Here is a 744-nt window from a genome sequence, read left to right on the forward strand (position 1 = left end):
CCGCGCCTCCTGGCCGTCAGCGGGTCGCGGGAGGCAGCCGCACCAGCTCGACCGACAGGTCGCGGCCGTCGACCGCACCGCGCATCCACGTGTGGTCCGGCTGGCGGCGCCGGTCCGTCGGCGAACCCGGGTTGAGCAGCCGCAGCCCCGACGGCGCGACCGTGTCCCACGGGATGTGCGAGTGGCCGAAGACGAGCACGTCGACGTCCGGGTACGCGGCCGTCATGCGACGCTCACGGCCCGCCGCGGCACCCGTCTCGTGCACCAGGGCGACGCGCAGGTCCTCGACGGCGAAGCGGGCCTCGAGCGGCAGGCGGTCGTCGAACTCGGGGCCGTCGTTGTTGCCACGGACGCCCTCGAACCGCGCCGACCGGGCCTGGACGGCGTCGAGCGTCGCGAGGTCCACCCAGTCGCCGGCGTGCACCACGAGGTCCGCGGCGTCGATGTCCGCCCAGAGCCCGGCGGGCAGGTCCTTCGCCCGCTTCGGCAGGTGGGTGTCCGAGAGCAGGACGAACGAGGTCGTCACGGCGTGGTGCGTCCGGGCATCGGCAGCCCCGCCTCGTCCGCGGCGCCGAGCCGTTCGAGGAGCCCAGCGAGGAGCGCGATGTCGTCGTCCGACCAGCTCGCGAGCCGTTCGTCGAGCGCGTCGCGGTGCAGCTGCACGGAGCGTTCGAGTGCGGCACGGCCGGCATCGGTGGCCACGAGGGGCTTGGCGTTGCCGGTCCCGCCGTCGACCGTCCGGAT

At 74.9% G+C, this 744-nt stretch carries 2 protein-coding genes; both read right to left on the bottom strand.

What is annotated here, in order from left to right; translation table 11 throughout:
- Positions 1–16 precede the first annotated feature (16 nt).
- A complete protein-coding gene (locus BIV03_RS05685; protein ID WP_071294965.1) occupies positions 17–526 on the bottom strand; it encodes a metallophosphoesterase in 510 nt (169 codons plus the stop codon).
- On the bottom strand, positions 523–744 hold a 222-nt coding region (locus BIV03_RS19480; protein ID WP_217637345.1), incomplete at its 5' end, for a hypothetical protein. The genes BIV03_RS05685 and BIV03_RS19480, both read right to left, overlap by 4 nt.

Origin of the sequence: Curtobacterium sp. MCBA15_016 (assembly GCF_001865105.1) — a bacterium.
In the GTDB taxonomy this organism is placed as follows: Bacteria; Actinomycetota; Actinomycetes; order Actinomycetales; family Microbacteriaceae; genus Curtobacterium.